Source organism: Xenorhabdus japonica (genome assembly GCF_900115195.1).
Lineage (GTDB): Bacteria > Pseudomonadota > Gammaproteobacteria > Enterobacterales > Enterobacteriaceae > Xenorhabdus > Xenorhabdus japonica.
On record NZ_FOVO01000007.1, the window covers coordinates 62,280 to 82,134 of the forward strand.

Consider the following 19,855-nt stretch of genomic DNA (forward strand, 5'->3'; position numbering starts at 1 on the left):
GTTACTCTTTATCTTGATTTGTATTCTTTTTTATCAAAGAAGTTAGTTGTGGACGGAAGCGATTGTGTTTCACCACTTTGATCTGCTCACGCATGTGAGTCAAACTATCCCAGCGGATATTAAGCTGTAATGCGCTGACTGTCAGAGGGTTTTTCTTAATGATCTCTCCCCAGCCATTCACCGCCATAGTGTGCCCCCATGTTCTGCGCGTACCGTGTACACCAACCTGTGCAGGTGCCAAAATAATACACTGATTTTCAATGGCACGGGCTTTCAACAGAGGCTCCCAATGCGCTTTACCCGTCAGGCGGGTGAAAGCCGCAGGAACGGAAATAAGTTCTGCCCCCTGTTCACGCAATGCCTGAAAAAGGCCAGGGAAACGCAGATCATAACAGATAGTCATACCCAAACGACCAACGGGCGTATCAACAACGGTAATATATTCTCCACGCTGGTAAATAGTGGATTCATTATAGGCACCGTGTTCATCGTTGATATTGACATCAAACATGTGAATCTTGTCGTAACGTGCTCTAATTTCACCTTGATCATCAAACAACAGGCTACTACTTGTGATACGAGTAGGATCTTCCCGACTGACCATCGGCATAGAGCCAATCAGCAGCCAAACACCGTAACGTTGTGCCATTTCGCTCACTGCCTGTTGCAATGGCCCACTTCCCTGTATTTCTGCATATTCACGATAAGTATCAGCATCAGCGAACAACAGAGCATTTTCTGGCGTCAGAACCAGTTTTACTGTTTCTGGTAATTGCTTAATTTGTTGTTCAATTTGCGCTAAATTATGTTTAACATTTGTACCACTGCATAATTGCAAAAGTGCAACATTGACGTTTCTCATGACCCTTTATCCTCCTTAAGATGACGTAAAACTTCATCAATTTTAGGCTGTTCTAGGCTGCCGGTTAACCGATAGCGAATTACCGATATCTTACTCCATAGAGGCCTCAGTGCTTTTGTCGCGGCAAAAACTGCCGCACCAGCAACAGGGTTGACCGCAAACGCCGTCGCGACGCCTACTGTTGTCGAAATTTCTGGCGTAATCACCAGTTCCATATTGATCCGGCGATGGATTAAATCTGTCCGCCCTGTAGCATTGATATCCGCAGCCAACCCATCAATGAGAAAGTTATCGGTATACATAACACCATTTTTTATGGTTGCATCACCACTAATGGAATCAAAGTTGAAATCATTGCTGAATGTGTCACTGAAATCCAATTGTAATTTACGCAACAACGCATCAAAACTGATAAGCCTTAATAATTGCCCGGCTCTGCCGCCACCTAATTTAGCGATAGCACCTTTCTCTATTTTTCCGGTCAGCTTCCCATTCAATGTCTTGAGATCTGGCTGCCACGGCACATCTTGCCACTTCAAATCAAAATCAAATTCGAAAGGTGCATCAACAATCGGAACGATAAACCCCAGATAAGCTGCCATATCATCGAATTTATTTCCCGATAAGTTCCCTTTGATATAGCTATGGTTTCCGATATTGCTTTCATACCAACGACCCGATAACGTCAGGTTTACAGCGCTGTTCTCCATTTGCCCATTGATCAAAACCAGAGAATTATCTTCAGGTATGATCGATCCAGATACTTTGCCGAGTTTTAGTCCAGCAACCCAGCATTCTGCGCATTTGACATCCAGTGCCGGCCAACTCCCCAAAGAATAATGAGGAACAGATGCCTTGCCTGACGTTAAACTTTTGCCATCAATCGACGAATCTGCCGCAAACAGGGGATCGTAATAAATATAATTGATTGATGCCTGCATCGGTTTATTCTTTTGAATAAGAAGATTGCCATCAATCTCCAACCCCTGTGCGCTTACTTTCATTCCACCGTTTTGTTGAACAACATTGAGTGTCAATTGATTCCAACGCTGTCCAACCAGATCCAGTGAAGGCAATGAAATTTCAAATATGCTTGGCCACAACAAACCATTATCTTTCGATGAATTCCAACGCACAACTCCAAGCAACGCCAATAATTTGTCGCCGTCTACTACAGGCAAGTTTAATGCCAATAACGATTTTTTCGGCAACTCAGGTATCCCATTACCATCTGTATGAAAAATTCCTCGCTGCAATCTGGTGTGAGTTTTTTCCAACATCCACTGAGTATTAAACGCATATCGTTTGCCGATTAATCCTTTTATCTGAAGCTGGTTCATATTGCCTTCAGCATGGACATTGAGCTTATTCCATTCTCTCAGGGACTGAGTATCCAAGGCTGGTAATTTACTGTTCAAATGTGACAAATCTGCATTAACTGCGACACGATATTTCACATCATTCTTTTCATTCTTTGCAGGTGGATCACCAGAAGGTATCGTAATATTCACATCCCCCTGCCAATTCAGAGTTCCGGATAGCTTGTTCCGAATTTCCGCAGGAAGCTGCGTTAATGTCTTCGCCTCCCAGCGTGAATCCAATTTCACATTAACCTGATAATGCTTTGGCAAATCTTGGGTAGCAAATCTCAGAGACAAGGGATTTCCCAGCCAGTCAGCCGATAATGCCTCACTTTTCAAATTGCCATTGTCAAAGCGAAATTTTCCATTGAGATGCTCCACCTTACTATCCAATGGCTTGATGAACAGATCCGCATCTTTCAGCACCACTTCTCCACTTGCAGCAACTTCGCCATGATCCAAAGGAATGTCCAGATGGAGATTTCCATCCACCCTGCCATCAAGCTGTAAACTCTCCAGCGCAGCGCCAATCGAGTCCGCCATCGGGCTTTGGTTGAAATAATCATGGATATTCTTTCCATTTCCAGATAATTCCACATCAATAAACAGCTTATGTTTGCCATAGTCTGGAATGACTGCCGAAACTTGAGTGGCTTCGACTTTTCCCAAGCTCGCTTTCTGTGCCTGCATCCACAAGCCGTTATTCTGGAAATTCAGATCGATATTCAAATCAAACAGAGCCGGCCAATCGGGTTGGTATTGAAAGGTCGCATGACGCAGGGGGACAAATACCTGAAATTGGCCATTGTTCTGTTTAAATGGGAAATCATGAGGATCACCACGAAAAACCAAAGTGGCATTATCGACCTTTCCCTTAATCAAGGAGGAGGTCAAATAGTTTGTCAGAGATTCCCCCATCAGTGGCTTGGGAAAATAGCGCCATGCTTCACCAATGTCATTCGCTCTAATCCCTGCTAACATTGCCAAAACAGGCTGTTTATTGTGTGGTTCCAGATAATGAAAATTTCCATTGAGCCACAGCGATTTTGCCTGCAAATCCAGCCCTCGGCTCCATACCTCCATACCATTTTGATTATTTCTCCAGAAGATCTGACCTTCACTGCTGGTAATATCAAGTGGAGCCTGAAACATAGAGCCATAATCAATTATGCTGTTTTTCAATGCAAAATTGAGATTTCCCCACTGTTTATTACCATCCAACATACCACTGAAATGGTTGATTGCAGGCAGTTCTTTCCAGCGTAACCAGCTTATATCCCGCCATTTCATGCGGATTCCCATATCATCAGGAAGCTCTGGCGTGATATCGAGGGCAAAATTGTCAATCATCCCTGTCGGCTGACGATGTTGCCAATCCTTGACGGTATCCGGTGTCACAAAGGAGAGTATCGGCAATATTCCATTCAAGTATTCAAGCTGGATATTTTCAGCACGAATACGCCAGTGATCTTTACCCTGATATTTGTATGCCTGCTTAACATACAGCGTCGAAATTTTTCCCTCTGGCCATTGCTGCTCATTAGTTTTCAGGCTTGCCAGATTTGGAATATCAAACAACCATCCTTCACTCTGACGGCGCATTTGCAAGAGGAAATCATTAACTGCAATCTGATGATTTTCATTTCCGACGTGCCAGTTTGCCCCACCCTTCCTGAGCTGCAAACGTCCACTATCAATTCGCCCGTCCTTCAAAGTAATCCAACTGGCTAAACTAAAATGGGCATTATCTAATCCTGTGCTATCCCTTAACCAACGACTTAACCACATCCGCATATCGATTTCATCGGCCTGCAAATAAACAGTGCCACTATCCAAAATCCCTTTGATATCTTTCAGGTCAAACTTCACCTGAACAACACCTTCTTGCCCATTAATCGAAGAAAGGTTTACGCTGCCCTGTGCCCGATGACGGTTATCTTTATTCAGCCATGTCAGTTGCGGCAATAGCAGCTCAACTTTTTCACCAGATGGCGCTAAAAAGGTTAAGCGACTGTCATACAGGTCAAAATGATTGAATTGCTCAAGAAACAAGGGAGATAGTCTATCTGACTTAGAAAGCCTATTTTCACCACCTTGTCCAAACAGCGTCTTATCGTAATTAACCTGAAGCTGGTAAAAAGACAGATCACGAAAATACCAGCGCCGTTGTAAAAGTGAACGCCAGACATCCAAAGAAAGTATGACTTTTTTGGCATGAATATTGACATTTTCTGCTTTTGCACTGATATCACGGATTTCCAGACTAGGGCCGAAGGGTTCCCAACGACCTTTGATATAACCAATATTGACAGGAACGTTCGTCACGTCAGCAATTTTTTCTACTAATTGCTGACGATATTCATTGATATGTGGCAGGAAGAAACGCAACCCGCTGACAAGCAAAGCCACAATGATAATGACTATTGCGGCTGTCGCTAATAATATCCCCGGCAGTCGCCTCACGCATTTCTCCTTGGTTGTCAGCGCTATTTCTCTACAAACCAGTCTTCTATAAACTAGACCTGACAAAAACCAGATCTTACAAGCCAGCCTTTACACGTTAGACTTTATAAAAACTGATCTTATAAAAACTGACCTTATAAATTGATCTGATAAACAAATTGTCTTACATCATAATAACGTCAAATTTCTCCTGACTGTAAAGCTGTTCTGTCTGCACTTTGACCTGCTTGCCCACAAAAATTTCCACCTCAGCCAATGCGTGGGACTCATCCCCTTTCAAGGCTTCACTGACGGCAGGAGAGGCATAAACCAGAAAACGATCAGCATTGATTGCTCGATTGACTCGTACAATTTCGCGCAGGATTTCATAACACACGGTTTCGACGGATTTTACCGTGCCACGCCCCTGACAAGTTGGACAATTATCACACAAGATATGTTCAATGCTTTCTCGTGTACGCTTGCGCGTCATTTCAACCAAACCTAATTGTGAAAAACCATTGATGCTTGTTTTCACCCTATCTCTACTTAATGCCTGTTCCAAGGAAGTCAATACACGGCATCGGTGTTCTTCATTACTCATGTCAATAAAATCAATAATAATGATACCGCCTAAATTACGGAGCCTTAATTGTCTGGCGATTGCCTGTGTTGCTTCAATATTGGTATTAAAGATAGTTTCATCCAAATTGCGATGTCCTACAAAAGCACCGGTATTAATATCAATTGTCGTCATGGCTTCCGTCTGATCAATTATCAGATAGCCACCTGACTTTAATTCCACTTTACGTTCCAGCGAGCGCTGAATTTCATTTTCCACGCCATACAGATCGAATATCGGCTGATTGCCCTGATAATGTTCCAGTTTGGCGTTCATCTCAGGAATATATTCATCAATAAATTCCTGTAATTGGGCAAATGTTTGGCGGGAATCGACTCGAATACGATCAAGGGCAGCACCAACAAAATCACGTAAAACACGCTGAGCTAATGCCAATTCACCATATACCTTATTTTTGGTGATATTGCGTTTCTTACGTTCAATCACTTTACTCCACAAACGCTTCAAAAATGCTGCATCTTGTGCAATTTCTTCTGTTCCCACACCTTCAGCGGCAGTGCGAATAATAAAACCCCCATGTTCATCACAATAATCCATGACGATGCTTTTCAGGCGCTCACGTTCCTCTTCACTCTCTATACGCTGTGAAACACCAACATGCGATGCTCCCGGCATAAACACCAAATAACGTGAAGGTAAGGTGATATCCGTCGTTAAGCGGGCACCTTTTGTCCCCAGGGGATCTTTCACTACCTGAACAATTAAATCCTGTCCCTGATGGACTAATTCGGCAATGTCCCTGACATGGAAATTCTTCCGTTCTTCACCTGCAATACATTCAGTATGAGGCATAATATCCGAAGCGTGCAAAAAAGCGGCTTTCTCCAGCCCAATATCCACAAAAGCCGCCTGCATTCCGGGCAGAACCCGGCTCACGCGCCCTTTATAAATGTTCCCGACAATGCCTCTTCTGGCTTCCCGCTCAATATGAATTTCTTGTAAGATACCGCCGTCAATATAAGCAACCCGCGTTTCGGATGGTGTTACATTGACTAATAACTCTGCTGTCATGAATAGTCCTTCCCATCAGCTAACGCTAAAAATCGTGTGATTAATTCATACGTTTCCACCAGTGGCAAGCCGACAACAGCATGGTAACTGCCATTAATTTTTCTGACAAAGCAACCGCCTTTACCTTGAATGCCATAAGCACCGGCTTTATCCATTGGTTCTCCAGTTGCAATATATTCCTGTATTTCCTGTTGGGATAACTGGCGGAATATCACATCTGTAATGACTATCTCACTAAAGGTATGTTGATTGTTCGATAAAGCAACAGCCGTTATCACTTGGTGACACTGGCCTGACAAAGCACTGAGTATTTCCGCAGCATGTTGTTGATTTTGCGGCTTTTCCAGAATACGGTTATTCAATACAACAATGGTATCAGCCCCCAGAACGGGGTAATCATGTGGTGCAATTGCTACACCAGCCTGTGATTTCTCTCTGGCCAATCGAGTAACATATTGCTGTGGAGACTCCCCTTCACGCCATTTTTCTTCGACCTGAGGTGCCAGGATTTCAAAGTTAAAATCCAATAATCCTACCAACTCACGCCGTCTTGGTGAGCCAGAAGCTAAGTAAATGGTTTTCATCGTGAATTATCCTTAGGAATCTATCCCATCAGCTTTTTTATTTATTATGTACCTTCACCTTTCAAGTTACTGCTTTTTATTAGCCATTTATTAATTGCGCTGTAACTCGAAATCTATCAGATATAAGTTCTGATAATTATAGGTTCTGGTAATTATAGGTTCTGGTAATTTGGATTCATTAAATACAACAATCTGTCTTTAACGAACTGAAAATTGGCGACGGATTTTCCGCATTAATAAGAATAGCCAAGGCCAGAGAATACCATTGACCAATCCATTCCAGAATACTTCCGGGTGAAAGACAATTTCTGGATAAAGGACACTCTTTGGAAACGAGACATGAGCCAGAAAAACACAAAGGTTCATCAAGGTTGAAAGCCCGGCCACAACCAGAGCTTGCTGCCAAAGCTCCATATTGCGGATAAGCTGAAACTTGAAAGCCACCAAAAAACTGATAATGCTGAATGCCAGAGCATTTGCTCCCAAAATACTGCCGTGCAACAAGTCAGTAATAATTCCCAATACAAAACCAGTCCCCACGCTGACGCGATGAGGAAGTGCAAGCAACCAATAAACTAAGCACAACAGCAATAAGGTAGGCCGAAACATAAAAAACTGCTCCGGCCACGGCATAATCTGTAGCACCATTGCAATCAGGAAAGATAACCAAATGACCCAGCCTCCCCGGCTATGATATTGACTCATTAACGATTTCCTGTAGCTGATGATGACGGTTTATGTATTGGTTTCGCTACTGATTTTGTTGTAGACGATATTTGTGCATGACTGGTTTGCGCCTGACTATCGTCTTTTGCTTCATCAGATTTTGTTGCCAGTAACTGCTGAGTCTCATTTGATGGATTTGGCGATACCTTCGGTAACAGCGGAATCAAACGTTCATTGGCGGCTTCAGATACTTTTTCAGGTGGCAATGGTTTAGATGGGTTGTTATCAACGCCCCACAATAACAATAAATAGCGCAAACGCCGCAATTCAGCGGATGGACGGGCACGAACCACCGCGTGGGCTCGCTGATTATCAATTGTGACAGAAGAAACTACAGCTACAGGATAACCTTCCGGAAAGCGCCCTCCCAGCCCCGATGTCACAAGTACATCACCAACACGAATGTCAATATCACTTGGTAAAGGCTCTAGCAGGAGATCGTCCGTACACCCTGTACCACCAGCGATAACACGAACATCATTACGTAACACCTGTACAGGAAGTGCATGCGATGGATCACAAATCAACAATATCCGGCTGCTCAACTGGTTCACGGCAGTGACTTGCCCCACCACACCCCGATCACTGATAACAGGCTGCCCTTCATACACACCATCTTTAGCCCCTTTATCAAGGACAATTTGGGCACGATAAGGATCCATACTCCCCGAAATTACCTGCGACACCATCATGTGTTCCTTATGAAGCAGAGGTGAAGCCAGTAATTCACGTAAACGGAAGTTTTCTTGTTGCAGTTGCCCCAACAGCAACAATTTACTGTCTTGTATAAATAATTTATTACGCAGGTCTTTATTGTCCAGCTCAAGTTCACTGCGCTTAGACAGAGATTCTGACAAGCTGTCCAGCAACTGGCGTGGTCCGCTGGCAAGAAAATAAAAAGGACTCACAGCTGTATCCATATAGCTACGGACTTTATTAAAAACACCAAGGCGACTGTCTACCACAATCAAAATAATGGCAATAACGATAGCAAAAAAGAGTCGTAGTTGCAGAGAAGGTCCCCTGCTGAAAATTGGCTTCATAAATGGCGTATTGTCGAGCTGTGTTGTCTCATTAATGATAATACCCTGAACAATCAGCAAGGAGGCTCCAATAAAACATGTCCACCTCCCAGCTCGCAGAGTTACTTTCAATCTTCGCTAAACAGATCGCCACCATGCATGTCGATCATTTCTAGCGCTTTGCCACCACCACGGGCTACACAAGTCAATGGATCTTCAGCAACAATGACAGGAATGCCAGTTTCTTCCATCAGCAAACGATCAAGATTACGCAACAATGCACCGCCGCCAGTCAGCACCATACCTCGTTCAGAAATATCAGAGGCCAATTCTGGTGGGCACTGCTCCAGAGCAACCATGACAGCACTCACAATACCTGTTAATGGTTCTTGCAGAGCTTCAAGAATTTCATTGGAATTCAGAGTAAAACTGCGAGGAACACCTTCCGCAAGATTACGGCCACGCACTTCAATTTCACGCACTTCATCCGTTGGATAGGCAGAACCAATTTCATGCTTGATGCGCTCTGCCGTTGCTTCCCCGATCAGGGAGCCATAATTGCGACGAACATAATTGATGACGGCTTCATCAAAACGGTCACCACCAATACGTACAGAAGAAGAATAAACAACACCATTGAGGGAGATAACGGCAACTTCAGTAGTTCCCCCACCAATATCTACTACCATTGAGCCAGTAGCTTCGGAAACAGGTAAACCAGCACCGATCGCAGCCGCCATTGGCTCTTCAATCAAAAACACTTCCCGGGCTCCTGCGCTTTGGGCAGATTCACGGATGGCACGACGCTCAACCTGAGTCGCACCAACAGGAACACAGACCAACACGCGCGGACTTGGACGCATGAAACTGTTGTTGTGAACCTGCTTGATAAAATGTTGCAGCATCTTTTCAGTAACATAAAAATCAGCAATGACCCCATCCTTCATAGGGCGGATAGCTGCGATATTACCCGGAGTACGTCCCAGCATTTGTTTTGCTTCCAGCCCTACTGCTGCAACGCTTTTTGGTGAACCAGCCCTGTCTTGGCGGATAGCAACGACAGAAGGCTGATCCAATACTATTCCTTGACCTTTGACATAAATAAGGGTATTGGCTGTACCCAAATCAATGGACAAATCATTGGAAAACATGCCACGAAATTTCTTTAACATAACGAAAGGATAATCCTGCAAGCTGGGGACGGAGATTGTCCGTCTACTCTACCAACCACATGAAGCAGCGACAAGGCGCATAATTAACTACTTTTACTACTTCAATAAAAGTGGCTACGTTATTCACATTAGAAACACGATATTCTACGTTACTTTTCTCTAACGGAGCAGAAAAAAACTGCATAAAAATGGGCTAATTTCACCAATAACCTCATCGCAGCACCTCAAAAAACACCTAATACATCAAAAAACCAACATTATAGTGCATATTGAGATACGGCTATCCCGCTTTTCAAGATCCTATATTGCCTTATCGCCATTTCAGCAAGTTCGACTAATATTCACATTTTCTCAAAAACTTTCTTCTCCCATGAACCCGATGGCAAATGACACTATGCCGACAACCTCAAGACATCCGCAATTTTTATAGTTATGCAATATCTGCGAATACGTTCTAAAAAGTAATAACTAAAAAGGAAGGTTCCAAAGTGGAATAATTTATTAATTATAAAAGCAATAGATGAATTTGGTGAGATTAGGGCGAATTTTTGAAAAAATATTGCCAGCTTTAAAGGCTATCAACAAAAATAAGGATTATTCTGAGCCTATTAACAAAATCAATCTCCATATCGTTATTCTATATATTATTATCTTTTTACAATGCCATCCTGCAAAATAAGTAACCACAGTTTTCCCGCTCTCTATCACAATATTGTCCTCTATCACAATATTGTTGCTTGCCCGTTTCAGTACATCAGATTTTATCTATATTGTGGTCATATTCGTCATTGTGGTAACACTCGTCATTGTGGTAATACCTTTCGCGGTAATAGACCAAATTACAGTGACATGAAACAGGTAATGGTGCCAGATATACCCAATCAAGAGAGAATGATCATGAAAGCTTTATTGCTGGAACAACACGAAACACTATCAGCATCGATTCAAGATATTGATGCAACTCAATTACCATCAGGTAATGTGGGCGTTGATATCCATTGGTCAACACTCAATTACAAAGATGCCCTTGCCATTACTGGCAAGGGGAAGATTATCCGCCAATTTCCGATGGTGCCGGGAATCGATTTTTCTGGTGTTGTCCATCATTCCGAAGATCCCCGCTTTCACATAGGACAACATGTTTTGCTGACCGGCTGGGGCGTGGGGGAAACTCACTGGGGTGGGCTGGCAGAACAAGCAAGAGTATCTGGTGAATGGTTGACACCATTGCCGTACGAATTAAGTCCCCGGCAAGCAATGGTCATCGGTACGGCTGGTTTTACTGCCATGTTATGTGTCATGGCATTAGAACAAGGAGGCGTGACACCTGAAAGTGGAAAAATTGCTGTAACAGGTGCCAGTGGTGGTGTTGGTAGTACAGCAATAACCTTGCTGTCACAACTGGGCTATTCCGTCACTGCGATTAGCAGCAAATCCGACAGCCGAGATTATCTGCTTTCACTGGGTGCAAAAGAGGTTTTACCCGCCAGTAACTTTAACCAACCATCACGTCCGTTGGAAAAACAACGTTGGGCTGGTGTTGTAGATACAGTTGGCGGCACAATATTGGCGACCTTGCTGGCACAAGTGAGTTACAACGGTACAGTAGCCGCCTGTGGTATGGCGGGTGACATCCAACTGCCCACAAGCGTGATGCCGTTTATCCTGCGTAATATTCGCTTACAGGGAGTGGAATCTGTGACTGTTCCGGCCTCTAAACGTCCTGCCATTTGGCAGCGGTTGCAAAAGTTGCTGCCAGATTCCTTTTATCAGCAAGCAGCCAATGAAATTACATTAGAGCAAGTGATCGAACATGCCAATAAATTGATAAACAATCGAATTACTGGCAGAACAATCGTTAAGATACGCTGATAAGACCAGTATTTAGCTGCTAAATGCCACGATATGTTTATAATGTCGGGCTTTATCATCAAATTTACAATTCTAGCTATCAGAAAGAGATGACAAACCGTTGACATCGAGTTATCTTGATCGATTGTTGACAGATTGCCGGAGATACCCGCACAATGGCAGACAAGTTTCGCATTTTACTCTTGAATGGCCCCAACCTTAACCTGTTGGGAACTCGAGAGCCAGAGACCTACGGCAAGTTAACGCTTAATGACATCGTTAACAAACTGTCACAAGAAGCTCACCAATCGGGAACTGAGTTATCCCATCTGCAATCCAACGCAGAATTTGAACTGATTGAGAGAATTCATTCAGCGCGGGGTAATACGGATTTTATTTTGATTAACCCTGCGGCATACACGCATACCAGCGTGGCATTGCGCGATGCACTTCTGGCGGTAGATATCCCATTCATTGAGATTCACCTTTCCAACGTGCATGCCCGCGAGCCATTCCGTCATCACTCATATCTTTCCGATATTGCAGTAGGCGTCATCTGCGGATTGGGGGCGGATGGTTATAGCTTCGCATTACAGGCAGCGGTCAACCGCTTGTCAACATCCAACTAAATAGACTAAAAAGTACGGAACCACACTCATGGATATTCGTAAGATTAAAAAACTGATCGAGCTGGTTGAAGAATCTGGCATTTCTGAACTGGAAATTTCTGAAGGCGAAGAATCAGTACGCATCAGCCGCACTACAGTAGCTCCGGCAATGCCTGTAACCCAGCAATATATTTCTGCACCTGCTCAGCAACCTGCATTTGTACAGCAGTCAGCTGCACCTGCTGCCGCTGACAAACCAGCGGAAATCAGCGGTCATACCGTTTGCTCCCCAATGGTTGGTACGTTCTACCGCTCACCAAGCCCAGATGCGAAACCTTTCATCGAAGTCGGCCAGCATGTAAATCAGGGCGAAACTCTGTGCATCGTTGAAGCCATGAAAATGATGAACCAGATCGAAGCTGACAAAACTGGCGTAGTGAAAGCAATTCTGGTTCAGGATGGTCAACCTGTTGAATTCGACGAGCCACTGGTCGTCATCGAATAACGAGGCGTCCCCATGCTTGAAAAAATTGTCATTGCTAACCGCGGTGAAATTGCACTGCGTATCCTGAGAGCCTGTAAGGAGCTTGGGATCAAAACGGTTGCTGTGCACTCTGCGGCAGACCGTGATCTGAAGCACGTCCTGCTGGCGGATGAAACCATCTGCATCGGCCCTGCGGCCTCAGCAAAAAGCTACCTGAATATTCCAGCCATTATCTCTGCGGCCGAAATCACCTGTGCACAGGCGATCCATCCGGGTTATGGATTTTTGTCTGAAAACGCTGACTTTGCTGAGCAGGTCGAGCGTTCCGGCTTTATTTTCATTGGCCCGAAAGCGGACACCATCCGTTTGATGGGGGATAAAGTTTCCGCTATCAGCGCGATGAAAAAAGCGGGCGTACCTTGTGTTCCCGGCTCTGATGGCCCATTAGATGACGACGCAGAGAAAAACAGAACGGTTGCAAACCGCATCGGCTATCCGGTGATTATCAAGGCATCAGGCGGCGGTGGTGGTCGTGGTATGCGCGTTGTACGCAGCGATAAAGATCTGGAACAATCCATCGCCATGACCCGCGCAGAAGCCAAAGCAGCCTTCAACAACGACATGGTGTACATGGAAAAATTCCTTGAAAATCCACGTCATGTTGAAATTCAGGTTCTGGCTGATGGTCAGGGCAACGCACTCTATCTGGCTGAACGCGACTGTTCCATGCAGCGCCGTCACCAGAAAGTGGTGGAAGAAGCACCAGCACCGGGCATTTCACCAGAACTGCGCCGCAGCATCGGTGAACGTTGTTCCACTGCCTGTATCGAAATCGGCTATCGCGGGGCGGGTACGTTTGAATTCCTGTACGAAAACGGTGAATTCTACTTTATCGAGATGAATACCCGTATTCAGGTTGAGCATCCAGTGACAGAAATGATCACCGGCGTTGACCTGATCAAAGAGCAGCTGCGAATTGCAGCGGGTATGCCGTTGTCTATCAAACAGGAAGATATCGAAATCAAAGGTCATGCGATCGAATGCCGTATCAATGCGGAAGATCCGAAGACCTTCCTGCCAAGTCCGGGCAAGATCACTCATTTTCACTCACCGGGTGGGTTTGGTGTACGCTGGGAATCCCATATCTATGCGGGATATACCGTGCCACCTTACTATGATTCCATGATTGGTAAACTGATCACTTACGGCGAAACCCGTGAAGTGGCAATTGTACGCATGAAGAATGCGCTGGCCGAATTGATCATTGATGGCATCAAGACCAACATCGATCTGCAACTGGCAATTATGAATGACGAGAACTTCCAGAAAGGTGGAACCAATATCCACTATCTGGAGAAGAAACTGGGCTTGCAGGAGAAGTAAGGTTTATTTGGCTCTTGCTCAGAGTTTGCTGGTTTGAGTGAATAAAATCCCATCTTAAAAAGATGGGATTTTTTTAGTCATGACTCCAAAGCGTTAATTTGATATTCTTGTGTTTTTAGTGGAGCCATCATATGACTGTGACGATAGAAGTTGTTTGCCGATATTGCGGTCAAACCGAACCTGTACGTAAACACGGGACAGGTAAAGCTGGCTTTCCTCGCTATTATTGCAAAGATTGCCAGAAAACCTTTCAACTTAACTATCGTTACAATGGTCATAAACCTGACACAAAAGAGAAAATCATTGATATGGCAATGAATGGCTCTGGTGTAAGAGACACCGGCCGTGTTTTAGGTATTGGTATAAATACGGTAATACGCACTTTAAAAAACTCTCGCCAAAACAAATAATAACGAGACAGGTTGTTTACGAAGATGTCACATTCATCTGTGAATTGGACGCGCAATAGTCTTTCGTTTCATAACAACCGATGGCTGGGGAAGTTACACCAGAAAAGTTGAGCCTGAAAAACATCATTATAACGCTTTGGAGTCATGACCTTATTCTGATTTCTACGGCACATTTTTCCCCTGAATAAATCAGCACATTACCGTACAATTCCCCTCATAATTGTTTCATGTAAGTTACCTGGAGAACGGATGGACGGACGATTTGTTCAATCCCACAAAGAAGCACGCTGGGCAGTATTCCTGACGTTGGCTTATCTTATTGGTTGGCTGCTGTGTGCCTATTTACCCAGTGATGCCAACGGCTTAACTGGATTACCGCGCTGGTTTGAACTGGCTTGCCTGCTGCTACCTGCCTTATTTATCATCCTCTGTTGGTTGATGGTGAAGTTTATATTCAAGGATATTCCGCTGGAGGATAATGATGCAAAGTGAAGTGATTCTGCCTCTCGTGGGATATCTGGCATTGGTTTTTCTGCTGTCAATCTATGCCTATCGCCGTCGGCAAACAGGCGAATTCTTGAATGAATATTTTCTCGGTAACCGCTCAATGGGTGGTTTTGTACTGGCAATGACTATTACAGCAACCTATATCAGTGCCAGTTCATTTATTGGTGGCCCTGGCGCAGCTTATAAATACGGTATCGGTTGGGTGTTGTTATCATTGATCCAACTTCCCGCGATATGGCTTTCCCTTAGCGTACTGGGTAAAAAGTTTGCTATCCTTGCCCGCCGCTACAACGCGGTCACACTCAATGATATGCTTTATGCTCGCTATCAGAGCCGCTTTTTAGTCTGGTTTGCCAGTATAAGCCTGTTGGTCGCCTTTGTCGGTGCAATGACCGTACAATTCATTGGTGGGGCGCGTTTGTTGGAGACAGCAGCAGGTATCCCTTACGATACCGGATTGCTGATTTTTGGCGTCTCTATCGCCCTTTACACCGCATTTGGCGGATTCAGAGCCAGTGTCCTCAATGATGCCTTGCAAGGGCTGGTAATGCTACTGGGAACAGTATTATTGCTGGCTGGTATTATCTACAAAGCCGGCGGGTTATCAGCAGCAGTTACAACACTGTGCACTATTGACCCGAATCTGGTTTCACCTCACGGTGCCGATAATATTCTCACAGGGCCATTTATGGCTTCTTTCTGGGTACTGGTCTGCTTTGGTGTCGTTGGGCTGCCACACACCGCTGTGCGCTGCATTTCTTATAAAGACAGCAAGGCAGTTCATCGCGGTATTATTCTTGGTACGATCGTAATGGCAATCCTGATGTTCGGTATGCACCTTGCCGGCGCTCTTGGCCGGGCCATAATTCCTGATCTGACCATTCCCGATCAAGTAATCCCAACCTTGATGATCACCGTACTGCCTCCTATTGCCGCCGGAATTTTTCTGGCTGCGCCAATGGCAGCGATTATGTCCACCATTAATGCCCAACTGCTGCAATCTTCGGCCACTATCGTCAAAGATCTCTACCTAAATTTGTTCCCACAACAGATTAAGCATGAGAAAAAGCTATCGCGCATTTCCAGCTATTCCACCCTGTTTTTAGGCGCACTATTGCTGCTGGCTGCATGGCGTCCACCTGAGATGATTATCTGGCTGAATCTATTGGCATTTGGTGGACTTCAAGCCGTTTTCCTCTGGCCGCTGGTTCTGGGGTTATACTGGGAAAGGGCCAATGCCTACGGAGCGATCAGCTCAATGCTGACAGGTGCTGTAAGTTACTCTTTGCTGGCAACTTTCAATATCCAGCTTCTTGATTTCCATCCCATCGTGCCGTCTCTATTGTTGAGTTTACTGGCATTTTGGATAGGGAAAATGGTGGGTAATAAACACACACAACAAACCGCTGCTCCTCAATAATTACAGCGTGATTCACAGAAAGAGAATTTTTTATGCCTTGGATACAATTAAGATTAAACACCACGGGACAACAAGCTGAAGCTTTGGGCGATGAGCTTATGGAAAGTGGCGCAGTATCGGTAACCTTTCAGGATAGCCACGATACCCCTATTTTTGAGCCTCTGCCGGGAGAAACCCGATTATGGGGCGATACCGATGTGATCGGCCTGTACGACGCTGAAATGGATATGAAAGCGGTTGTCAGCCAACTGGAACAGATTCCACAGTTAGGCACAGGTTTCATCCACAAAATTGAGCAACTGGAAGATAAAGATTGGGAGCGTGAATGGATGGACAACTTCCATCCAATGCGCTTTGGCAAACGTCTGTGGATTTGTCCTAGCTGGCGCGAAGTGCCAGAACCAGAGGCCGTTAATGTTATGCTTGATCCAGGTCTGGCCTTCGGTACCGGAACTCACCCAACGACGTCCCTTTGTCTACAATGGCTTGATGGTCTTGATATTACGGGTAAAACTGTGATCGACTTCGGTTGCGGCTCAGGCATATTAGCTATCACAGCCCTGAAATTGGGAGCGAAACACGCTATTGGCATTGATATTGATCCACAAGCGATTCAAGCCAGCCGAGATAACGCCGAACGCAATGGTGTATCTGACCAGTTAACCCTCTACCTGTCTAAAGATCAACCTAAAGACCTTGAGTGCGATATCGTGATTGCCAATATCTTGGCTGGCCCACTACGTGAACTAGCACCTATCATCGGCTCACTGCCTAAATCTGGTGGATTATTAGGCTTATCCGGTGTTCTGGCAAGTCAGGCTGAAGGAGTTGCTCAAGCCTATTACAATGAATTTATTATCGATCCTATGGCGGAACAAGAAGAATGGTGTCGCATCACAGGGATTAAAAAATAATCACTTAATGCCTATTGAAAAGCGAGATTATCCACTAAAATGATTTCCGAGGAGGTCAATTGGTGATAATCCGCTCTCTTTGTTATTAGAAATATAGGTAATAATAAATTTCATCAATAACACGCAACCAATTGTTATTTAACGATAATTAACCTAATTTAAAAAAATCAACTGGAAAAAATCCATTATAAATATCGATTCGCTCAAAGTTTGGCCTTTCATATCTTGTGAAAAATGCGTAATATACGCGCCCTTAGTCACAGTTGACCACTCTTTCTTCGTCTATGCGTATCGGACAATACCAGTTGAAAAACTGTCTTATTGCAGCCCCTATGGCAGGCATCACAGATCGCCCGTTTCGATCTCTTTGCTACCAGATGGGTGCAGGAATGACAGTCTCAGAAATGCTTTCTTCCAATCCTCAGGTTTGGAAGACGGATAAATCCCGGCTGCGTATGGTTCATAGCGACGAACCCGGAGTGCGTTCTGTACAAATTGCCGGTAGTGATCCCGATGAGATGGCAGCAGCAGCGAAAATTAACGTCGCTAATGGTGCTCAGATCATCGATATCAATATGGGGTGCCCAGCTAAAAAGGTGAATCGTAAGCTGGCTGGCTCTGCATTACTGCGTTATCCGGAATTGGTTGAAAAAATCCTTTCTGCGGTAGTCAATGCGGTTGATGTGCCTGTCACTTTGAAGATCCGGACAGGGTGGTCACCGGAAGAACGTAACTGTGTAAAAATTGCCCAATTGGCCGAGCATTGTGGTATTCAGGCTCTTACGATACATGGTAGGACACGAACCTGCCTGTTTAATGGTGAGGCCGAGTACGACAATATTCGGACAGTTAAGCAGACTGTTGCCATTCCAATTATTGCCAATGGCGACATTACTGACCCGCTAAAAGCCAGAGCAGTGCTTGAATACACCGGGGCTGATGCCTTGATGATAGGGCGCGCTGCTCAGGGAAGACCCTGGATCTTTCGGGAAATCCAGCATTATCTGGAAACAGGAGAGTTGCTGCCACCGATGCCTCTTGGCGACGTGCAGCACTTAATGAGCGAGCATATACGAGAGCTGCATGACTTTTACGGTCAAGGCAAAGGAGTTCGTATTGCACGCAAGCATGTATCTTGGTATCTCAAGGAACATGCCCCTGATGACCAGTTTCGGCGCACATTCAACGCCATTGAGGATGCCAGCAAACAGCTGGAGGCGTTGGAGGCATACTTCGAAAATTTTTGCGTAAATTAAAGAAAAGAGCTGACAGAACTATGTTCGAACAACGCGTAAATTCTGATGTACTAACCGTTGCTACTGTAAATTCACAAGATCAGGTAACTCAAAAACCTCTGCGTGATTCGGTTAAACAAGCACTGAAGAACTATTTTGCTCAACTGAACGGTCAAGACGTTAATGACCTGTATGAGCTGGTACTGGCTGAAGTAGAACAGCCACTGTTGGACATGGTGATGCAATATACCCGTGGTAACCAGACCCGCGCAGCACTGATGATGGGAATCAACCGTGGTACTCTGCGTAAGAAACTGAAAAAATACGGCATGAACTGATCCTAGTCTTAGATCATGTTGATATAAAAGCACTTTCTCTTTTTGAGGGAGTGCTTTTTTTGTTATGAATACCCCACCGAAGGTCATGTTCCCAATGATTAGATGTTGTGATAAAGTCCCCACTTTTTATTATGGGTGAGAGATGGCTAAAGTTGATGTGGTTTGTCGTTACTGTCACAAAACAGAAGGGGTGAAAGGACATGGAAAAGGGCGCACTGGACATCCCCGCTATCACTGTTACGCCTGCCGTAAAACTTTTCAACTAACCTATACCTATCAAGCCTGTAATCCTGGCATGAAAAAGCAGATTATTGATATGGCGATGAATAACGTCGGTGTTAGGGATACCGCTCGCGTCCTGAAGGTCGGCATTAACACGGTCATTCGCACACTAAAAACCTCCCCCCAGACAGGTAACCACACTGCCTCTGGCAGGAAGTGATATCCAGATTATCTGTGAACTAGACGAGCAATGGTCATTTGTCGGTAACAAGAAAAACCAACGCTGGCTCTGGTATGCTTGGGAGCCATCGATGAAGCGGATTGTGGCACATGTATTTGGTGATCGCAGCAGGAAAACGCTGAAAAAATTGTGGGCTCTTCTGTCTCCTTTCGATATCCAGTTCTACTGTACGGATAATTATGCCGTTTATGATTGCCTTCCTGAGGAAAAACATCTCACAGGAAAGGCCTTGACCCAACGTATCGAAAGGACCAACCTGACTCTTCGTATCCGTATAAAAAGGTTAAATCGAAAAACGATAGGCTATTCTAAATCCGAAGTGATGCACGATAAGTAATAGGAACATTCATTGAACGTGAATACTACTTTCTCTAAACGATCTAACCATTGGGTTCATGACCCTTACTCGGGCATGTCAA

General features: G+C 44.7%; 16 protein-coding genes and 2 pseudogenes. 11 read left to right on the forward strand and 7 right to left on the reverse strand.

All coding sequences use genetic code 11. The features are described from left to right. Window position 1: 1 nt before the first annotated feature. From nit1 to mreB, 7 genes are all read right to left on the reverse strand, one after another. Window positions 2-862, reverse strand: coding sequence for a deaminated glutathione amidase (nit1, locus tag BM135_RS04675; protein WP_092518335.1), 861 nt, complete (start codon window positions 860-862; stop codon window positions 2-4). After that, window positions 859-4,686, reverse strand: coding sequence for an AsmA2 domain-containing protein YhdP (gene yhdP / locus BM135_RS04680; protein ID WP_092518336.1), 3,828 nt, complete (start codon window positions 4,684-4,686; stop codon window positions 859-861). The genes nit1 and yhdP overlap by 4 nt, the downstream gene beginning before the upstream one ends. Before the next feature lie 163 nt (window positions 4,687-4,849). Continuing rightward, window positions 4,850-6,319 (reverse strand): ribonuclease G, encoded by a 1,470-nt coding sequence (gene rng / locus BM135_RS04685; protein WP_092518337.1) that lies wholly within the window; start codon window positions 6,317-6,319, stop codon window positions 4,850-4,852. Continuing rightward, a complete protein-coding gene (locus BM135_RS04690) occupies window positions 6,316-6,903 on the reverse strand; it encodes a Maf family protein (RefSeq protein ID WP_092518338.1) in 588 nt (195 codons plus the stop codon). Before BM135_RS04690 ends, rng begins: the two co-directional genes overlap by 4 nt. A 198-nt stretch (window positions 6,904-7,101) precedes the next feature. Further along, window positions 7,102-7,608 carry a rod shape-determining protein MreD gene (mreD, locus tag BM135_RS04695; RefSeq protein WP_092518348.1) on the reverse strand — a complete coding sequence of 169 codons (507 nt, stop codon included), beginning with the start codon at window positions 7,606-7,608 and terminating at the stop codon, window positions 7,102-7,104. Next, window positions 7,608-8,672 carry a rod shape-determining protein MreC gene (gene mreC, locus BM135_RS04700; protein ID WP_092518437.1) on the reverse strand — a complete coding sequence of 355 codons (1,065 nt, stop codon included), beginning with the start codon at window positions 8,670-8,672 and terminating at the stop codon, window positions 7,608-7,610. Before mreC ends, mreD begins: the two co-directional genes overlap by 1 nt. A gap of 107 nt (window positions 8,673-8,779) precedes the next feature. Next, window positions 8,780-9,823, reverse strand: coding sequence for a rod shape-determining protein MreB (gene mreB, locus BM135_RS04705; RefSeq protein WP_086113213.1), 1,044 nt, complete (start codon window positions 9,821-9,823; stop codon window positions 8,780-8,782). An 897-nt stretch (window positions 9,824-10,720) separates the two neighbouring features. Between mreB and acuI the strand changes: the two genes are divergently transcribed. The 11 genes and pseudogenes from acuI to BM135_RS04760 form a co-directional block, all read left to right on the forward strand. Further along, window positions 10,721-11,695, forward strand: coding sequence for an acrylyl-CoA reductase (NADPH) (gene acuI / locus BM135_RS04710; protein WP_092518439.1), 975 nt, complete (start codon window positions 10,721-10,723; stop codon window positions 11,693-11,695). Window positions 11,696-11,850: 155 nt separating this feature from the next. Further along, window positions 11,851-12,303 (forward strand): type II 3-dehydroquinate dehydratase, encoded by a 453-nt coding sequence (gene aroQ / locus BM135_RS04715; RefSeq protein WP_092518350.1) that lies wholly within the window; start codon window positions 11,851-11,853, stop codon window positions 12,301-12,303. A gap of 28 nt (window positions 12,304-12,331) precedes the next feature. Beyond that, complete coding sequence (accB, locus tag BM135_RS04720; protein WP_092518352.1) at window positions 12,332-12,787, forward strand: acetyl-CoA carboxylase biotin carboxyl carrier protein; 456 nt, start codon at window positions 12,332-12,334, stop codon at window positions 12,785-12,787. A 12-nt stretch (window positions 12,788-12,799) separates the two neighbouring features. After that, window positions 12,800-14,149: an acetyl-CoA carboxylase biotin carboxylase subunit gene (gene accC / locus BM135_RS04725; RefSeq protein ID WP_092518354.1), complete on the forward strand. Its 1,350-nt coding sequence runs from the start codon at window positions 12,800-12,802 to the stop codon at window positions 14,147-14,149. A 131-nt stretch (window positions 14,150-14,280) separates the two neighbouring features. Then, window positions 14,281-14,683: pseudogene (locus tag BM135_RS04730) on the forward strand (IS1 family transposase); the annotation flags it as partial. A 125-nt stretch (window positions 14,684-14,808) separates the two neighbouring features. Further along, window positions 14,809-15,051 carry a YhdT family protein gene (locus BM135_RS04735; protein ID WP_092518358.1) on the forward strand — a complete coding sequence of 81 codons (243 nt, stop codon included), beginning with the start codon at window positions 14,809-14,811 and terminating at the stop codon, window positions 15,049-15,051. After that, window positions 15,041-16,486 carry a sodium/pantothenate symporter gene (gene panF, locus BM135_RS04740; protein WP_092518369.1) on the forward strand — a complete coding sequence of 482 codons (1,446 nt, stop codon included), beginning with the start codon at window positions 15,041-15,043 and terminating at the stop codon, window positions 16,484-16,486. The genes BM135_RS04735 and panF overlap by 11 nt, the downstream gene beginning before the upstream one ends. Before the next feature lie 32 nt (window positions 16,487-16,518). Next, window positions 16,519-17,400, forward strand: a complete 882-nt coding sequence (gene prmA / locus BM135_RS04745; protein WP_092518370.1) for a 50S ribosomal protein L11 methyltransferase — start codon at window positions 16,519-16,521, stop codon at window positions 17,398-17,400. A gap of 284 nt (window positions 17,401-17,684) precedes the next feature. Next, window positions 17,685-18,656, forward strand: coding sequence for a tRNA dihydrouridine synthase DusB (gene dusB, locus BM135_RS04750; protein ID WP_092518371.1), 972 nt, complete (start codon window positions 17,685-17,687; stop codon window positions 18,654-18,656). Window positions 18,657-18,676: 20 nt separating this feature from the next. Further along, window positions 18,677-18,973, forward strand: a complete 297-nt coding sequence (gene fis, locus BM135_RS04755; protein WP_010847912.1) for a DNA-binding transcriptional regulator Fis — start codon at window positions 18,677-18,679, stop codon at window positions 18,971-18,973. 142 nt (window positions 18,974-19,115) lie between these two features. Then, window positions 19,116-19,808 (forward strand): annotated as a pseudogene (locus tag BM135_RS04760) (IS1 family transposase); the annotation flags it as partial. Window positions 19,809-19,855: the final 47 nt, after the last annotated feature.

Excerpts from the sequence above, each read along its gene's own strand:
- nit1 (WP_092518335.1), bottom strand. The coding sequence starts at position 862 with ATGAGAAACGTCAATGTTGCACTTTTGCAATTATGCAGTGGTACAAAT.
- rng (WP_092518337.1), bottom strand. The coding sequence starts at position 6,319 with ATGACAGCAGAGTTATTAGTCAATGTAACACCATCCGAAACGCGGGTT.
- BM135_RS04690 (WP_092518338.1), bottom strand. The coding sequence starts at position 6,903 with ATGAAAACCATTTACTTAGCTTCTGGCTCACCAAGACGGCGTGAGTTG.
- mreD (WP_092518348.1), bottom strand. The coding sequence starts at position 7,608 with ATGAGTCAATATCATAGCCGGGGAGGCTGGGTCATTTGGTTATCTTTC.
- mreC (WP_092518437.1), bottom strand. The coding sequence starts at position 8,672 with ATGAAGCCAATTTTCAGCAGGGGACCTTCTCTGCAACTACGACTCTTT.
- mreB (WP_086113213.1), bottom strand. The coding sequence starts at position 9,823 with ATGTTAAAGAAATTTCGTGGCATGTTTTCCAATGATTTGTCCATTGAT.
- acuI (WP_092518439.1), top strand. The coding sequence starts at position 10,721 with ATGAAAGCTTTATTGCTGGAACAACACGAAACACTATCAGCATCGATT.
- aroQ (WP_092518350.1), top strand. The coding sequence starts at position 11,851 with ATGGCAGACAAGTTTCGCATTTTACTCTTGAATGGCCCCAACCTTAAC.
- accB (WP_092518352.1), top strand. The coding sequence starts at position 12,332 with ATGGATATTCGTAAGATTAAAAAACTGATCGAGCTGGTTGAAGAATCT.
- accC (WP_092518354.1), top strand. The coding sequence starts at position 12,800 with ATGCTTGAAAAAATTGTCATTGCTAACCGCGGTGAAATTGCACTGCGT.
- BM135_RS04735 (WP_092518358.1), top strand. The coding sequence starts at position 14,809 with ATGGACGGACGATTTGTTCAATCCCACAAAGAAGCACGCTGGGCAGTA.
- panF (WP_092518369.1), top strand. The coding sequence starts at position 15,041 with ATGCAAAGTGAAGTGATTCTGCCTCTCGTGGGATATCTGGCATTGGTT.
- prmA (WP_092518370.1), top strand. The coding sequence starts at position 16,519 with ATGCCTTGGATACAATTAAGATTAAACACCACGGGACAACAAGCTGAA.
- dusB (WP_092518371.1), top strand. The coding sequence starts at position 17,685 with ATGCGTATCGGACAATACCAGTTGAAAAACTGTCTTATTGCAGCCCCT.
- fis (WP_010847912.1), top strand. The coding sequence starts at position 18,677 with ATGTTCGAACAACGCGTAAATTCTGATGTACTAACCGTTGCTACTGTA.